Origin of the sequence: Streptomyces hokutonensis (genome assembly GCF_042751305.1) — a bacterium.
GTDB classification, from domain to species: domain Bacteria; phylum Actinomycetota; class Actinomycetes; order Streptomycetales; family Streptomycetaceae; genus Streptomyces; species Streptomyces hokutonensis_A.
In genome coordinates this window covers 215,353-220,185 of sequence record NZ_JBHYWD010000016.1, presented here as the reverse complement: position 1 = coordinate 220,185, position 4,833 = coordinate 215,353, and the positions used below count along the sequence as shown (strand labels likewise).

4 protein-coding genes are annotated in these 4,833 nt (G+C 69.3%); 1 reads left to right on the top strand and 3 read right to left on the bottom strand.

The window, feature by feature from the left end:
• Positions 1-394: Rieske 2Fe-2S domain-containing protein (locus ACFXC1_RS35110; protein ID WP_381250662.1), on the bottom strand; the 394-nt coding region annotated here is incomplete at its 3' end.
• A 597-nt stretch (positions 395-991) separates the two neighbouring features.
• Positions 992-1,963 (bottom strand): amidohydrolase family protein, encoded by a 972-nt coding sequence (locus tag ACFXC1_RS35105; RefSeq protein WP_381250660.1) that lies wholly within the window; start codon positions 1,961-1,963, stop codon positions 992-994.
• 162 nt (positions 1,964-2,125) lie between these two features.
• On the opposite strand from ACFXC1_RS35105, the gene ACFXC1_RS35100 reads away from it, so the two are divergent.
• A complete protein-coding gene (locus ACFXC1_RS35100; protein WP_381250658.1) occupies positions 2,126-2,839 on the top strand; it encodes a TetR/AcrR family transcriptional regulator in 714 nt (237 codons plus the stop codon).
• Positions 2,840-2,854: 15 nt separating this feature from the next.
• Here ACFXC1_RS35100 and ACFXC1_RS35095 read toward each other — a convergent pair whose 3' ends face one another.
• Positions 2,855-4,684 (bottom strand): thiamine pyrophosphate-binding protein, encoded by a 1,830-nt coding sequence (locus tag ACFXC1_RS35095; RefSeq protein WP_381250656.1) that lies wholly within the window; start codon positions 4,682-4,684, stop codon positions 2,855-2,857.
• Between the last annotated feature and the right edge of the window lie 149 nt (positions 4,685-4,833).

The following is a 4,833-nucleotide window of genomic DNA, read 5'->3' as shown; positions in this document are numbered from 1 at the left end:
CGGAGTTCTTGTAGATCCAGCCGTGGTAGGGGCAGCGGAAGTGCGAGGTGTTTCCCTTTTCCGCCCGGCACACCGGTGAGGCGCGGTGCACGCAGCTGTTCAGGAGCAGCTGGATATCGCCCTGTTCGTCGCGTGCCAGGATGAACTGGTCCTCGCCGATGTAGCGCAGTACGTAGTCGCCGGGGCTGGGGATCTCCGAGACGTGTCCGACGAACACCCAGCACTTGGTGAAGATGCGGTCCAGCTCGGCGCGGTGGATGTCGGGGTCGTTGAGCACCCGTGGCGAGAGCATCCCCTGAGCGAGATCCTTCTGGACCTCGGATAGGAAGGCCTGCATCGTCCCGTTCAGCGAGCCGTAACCGCCCGTCCCGGCCTGCCGGTCAGCAGCCACCATGAGATCCTCCTCAAGTTTGCTTTCTCCAAGGCGCCGGCCGAACGGGTGTCCCTTCCAGAAGGGCGCCCCGTCGAGATTCCAGGCGACAGCGTCGCCGACGCTAACCCCGCCATCCACCGGCGTGACCCCTCCGAAGGAAGCAACCTGTCCCCGACCTTTGGACGCTGTTCACCGTCAGAACAGGCCACGGCAGTCGGCTTCGACCGACCTCGGGAACGGCACCCAGGAGTTCGTCAACCGGCAGTCCCCACGCGGGCGGTGCCAGTCCTCCTTCGAAGATCCATGCGTCCGCGGGACACCGGCCGTCGAGCCGGACGTCGATATCCGCGCCGACGCCCGGCTCGCCGAGATCGGCGCCGACGGCATACGGCTAACCTGCTTCGTCACCAACGCCGAGCACCCCGATCACACCGAACTGGAACTGCGCCACCGGCAGCGGGACCGGCTCTGGGAGGCCAAGCGCCTGCGGCTTGTGGAGAGGGTCCTTCAGCAAGCTGACGGACCCTCATTCAGGATCGGGACCAGTTGACCACGGAGGCGGTGACCGACCGGAGGAAGGGCCCACTTGCCGGGTTCACGACCGGTACGTTCAGCGGTTCACTTGCCCAGCCTGAGCAGCTTTTCGGTGTTGATATGGGCGATCTTCTCCTTGTCCGGTCGGCTCAAGGGCAGGCGGTCGAGGAACTCACGAGCCGCCGTGTTGCCGCTGAAGGGGTAGTCGACGGAGAAGAGGATCCGGTCGGTGCCCAGCGCGTGCAGGGTCGCCGCGAAAGGTGCGTAGTCGAACAGTCCGCTGGTGGTGACGTAGAGGTTGTCGGTGAAGTAGTCGACGACGGGCCTGTCCAGGCCGGCGACCGCGTTGAGTACCGAGTTGGCCCGCCAGATCATCGACGGAAGCGCCTCGCCCATGTGCCCGATGATGATCTGCAGGTTCGGGAAGCGGTCGAACACACCGCCCAGGATCAGCCGCAGCACATGCAGTCCGGTGTCGATGTGCCAGCCCCAGGCCGCATTGGCGAGGATCTCGCTGACGACCGGGGTGAAGCCCGCGTAGCTGGCCTCGAACACCGGCTCCGGCGGCCGGGTGGGGTGCAGATAGACCGGCACGCCGAGGTTCTGGGCGGCCTCGAACACCGGCCAGAAGAATTCGTCGTCCAGGTAGCGGCCGCCGACATGGCCGTTGATCATCGCGCCGACGAAGCCCAGGTCGGTGACAGCCCGGTCGAGCTCCCGCGCGGCGGCCCGGGGGTCGGGCATGGGCAGGGCGGCGAAGCCGGCGAACCGGTCGGGGTGGGCGGCGACGGCCTGGGCCAAGGCGTCGTTGGCCACCACGGACAGCCGTACGGCCGCGTCCGCCGGGAGGCTCTCCGGGCCGGGCACGGTGTGGGAGAGCACTTGGACGTCGATGCCCGCGGCGTCCATGTCCGCGAGGCGTCGATCACCCAGGTCGAGGAGCGGGCCGATGAAGTGGGGGATCGTCTCCTCGTACAGACGGCTGACCGGATGGTCGGCGGTCGCTTCCCGCAGCGCCTGGGTGAGGAAGTGCTCCTCGAGAGCGATGATCTTCATGCCGATTCCTTTCGTTGGCGATGGCGAGGTCGGTCTCGCCGCGCGTGAAGCAGGGCAGGTTGACGGGAGAACTTGGCAGGTACAGGTTTTCGCTGCCCTAGAATTCCCACCGTGGCGACCACCAGTGACACTCGAGGAGTGCCCCCGATACAAGCCGAGAACGTGCCCGGCGAGGGCGTTGTCGGTGAGACCCATGTCGGTCGTCGCGGAGCGCTCATCGCGGCGGCGCTTGAGCTGTTCGCGAGAAAGCCGTACGAGGACGTCTCGGTCGACGAGGTCTGTGGGCGGGCCGGAGTCGCGCACGGCCTGTTGTCGTACCACTTCGGAGGGAAGCGCGGCCTCTTTGCGGCCGCCATTCGGCAGGCATGGGAAGAACTCGTCTCCTATGAGAGGCCACGTGACACGGAGCTGACGGCCGTCGAGCGCGTCCACGGCTTTCTGTTCCGGCACTTCGAGTACGCGCGCCTGCACCCCGAGCGATTCGCGATCATGATGAGGACGGGCCACGCGGACGAGCAGGTCCGGGAGGTGCTCCAGGCGGCACGGCTCGACGCGCTGGCCGAGATCTCCGCGTCACTGGGATGCCCGGAAAGCGCGCCGCCGCAGCTGCAGGCGGCGCTCACCGGCTGGAGCGGCTATGTCGACGCTGTCACGGTGACCTACCTCGACAACCTCGACCGGATCAGCGTCGAAGACGTCACCGACATGTGCGCCCAGGTCCTGGTGGCTTCCGTTCGCAGTGCCTACAGGATGCCGATGGACGCCGCGGCGGAGCTGGACGCGCTGACCCGTGTTACGGGTGGGTACTCCTCTGTCGAGCGTCAACGTGAGCGGATCGGCGCGGCCACGCCGACCGGCCTCACGGGCCGGCCCTGATCGGGTCGTTGCGCGTCAGCTCGGCCACGAGCCCTCGACGGAACGGTCGCCGTGGCCGAATTTGCGGACGGTCTTGGGATCCGGGTCGGGCCACGCGTTGAGCGAGAGGTGCAGAGTGCTCCCCGACGTCATCACCTCGATGAAGTAGGGGCCGTCCGCCTCGATCGCGCGCCGGATCGCCGGCGCGATGTCAGCCGCCTTCTCGACCCGCTCGCCGGCCACGCCCATGCTCCTGGCGATCGCGGTGTAGTCGGTCTCCTCGGGAAGGTCCGTCCAGTGCGTCAGGGGCAGCGCGTTGACGCCGTGCTCACGGCCGCGCCGGCCGCCGTACAGGCCGCCGTTGTTGAGGACGATGCTCACGACCTTGAGGTTGCGCTCCGCCAGTACCGAGAGGTCGGCGCAGTCGTAGAAGAAGCCGCCGTCGCCGCCGACGCTGACCACCAGCCGGTCGGGCGCGGCGAGCTTGGCGCCGATCGCGACGGGCAGCGTCGACCCCAGTGAGTCGTAGTGGAAGCCCAGCGGGTTGGCGAAGCCCGACGGGTACTTGTCCTCGTTGAAGACCATCCCCGGGACCATGAAGCCCTCGTCGTTGACGAGGATGGTGTCTGGCGGGACCTCCGCCGCCAGTGCCTGGCCGACGGCGGCGGGCATGATCGGGTCGGACCCGGTGAAGGAGCGCAGCACTTCCAGGTAGGACTCCTTGGCCCGGGCGATCTCCGTGAGCCTGGCCGGGTCGCCGCCGTCCGTGCGCCGGAGGCCGGATTCGTCCAGCCGGTCGCCCAGTTGCGCCAGGAACTTCCCCGCGTCGGCGACGGCACCGACGGTCGGCTGGAAGATCCGCCCCAGCTGCGACTGCTCGACGTCGACATGGACGACGTTGTCCGGCTTGGCCAGCGACCAGGAGGCGGTCGCCGTCTGCGAGAAGGAGAACCCGACCGCGATCCACAGGTCGGCCTCCTCGGCGAGCCGGGTGCCGGTGCCGAAGTAGCCCCAGCCGCTCATGTCGCCGGCGTACAGCGGATGGTCGTCGGGCAGCACTCCCCGGCCGCCCGGGCCGCTGGTTACCACCGGAATCCCGCTGGCCTCGACGAACCGGCGCAGCTCGCCCGTCGCGTCGGCCATGTGGATGCCCGCACCGGCCAGCAGTACGGGCCTCGACGCGGACCCGATCAGCTCGATCGTCCGCCGGACGGCCTCCTCGTCGGCCGCGGGCGGTGACGGCAGGGTGAGCGGTTCGGTCCTGATCGTGGTCCGGTCGTACATCGCCTCGTGCGTCAGGTCGAGCACCGCCGGGCCGAACTTGCCGGTGCTCGCCGCGAGCACCGCCTGTCGTACGGCCAGCGGCAGGTCCTGGCCGTCGACGATCCGCCTGACGTACTTGGCCAGGGACTTGAAAGCCGAGTAAAGCTCGGTGCCGTCCTGCAGCGCGTCGCGCAGGTCCCAGGCCGCCGAGTTCTCCATCAGCATGTACACGAGGGGGGTGGAGTCGAGCTTGGCCGCGAGCACCACCGGTGCGGCGTGCAGCGAGCCGACGCACCAGCTCAGCGTCGCCGAGGCGGCCCGCCGCTTCACCCGGTTGTAGCCGTACGACATCCAGGCCGCCGACAGCTCGGTGCGGGCGTTCATGTTGGGCACGCCCTGCCCGACGATGCTGCGCTGCACGGAGGTGGTCATGCCGCCCGAGTAGCCGAAGACGTACTCGACCCCGCACGCGGTCAGGGTCTCGACGAGCGCCTCCGAGCCCTCGCGGAAGCCCACCCGGGCGTCGGAGCCGACGCGTACGCCCTCGATGGACGCGATCATCTTGAACTGTCCGAACTCCGCCTCCGCGCGCCCCTGCAGCACATCTCCGTCGATCTCCGCCGAGAACCGCCAGGGAGCCGGGGGGGGGGGGGGGGGCGCGGGGGCCGGCCCCCCCCCCCCCCCCCCGCCGGCCGGGCACGCGGGGGCGGCGGGGGGGGGGGGCGCGGGGGGGGCGGCGGGGGGCGGCGCGC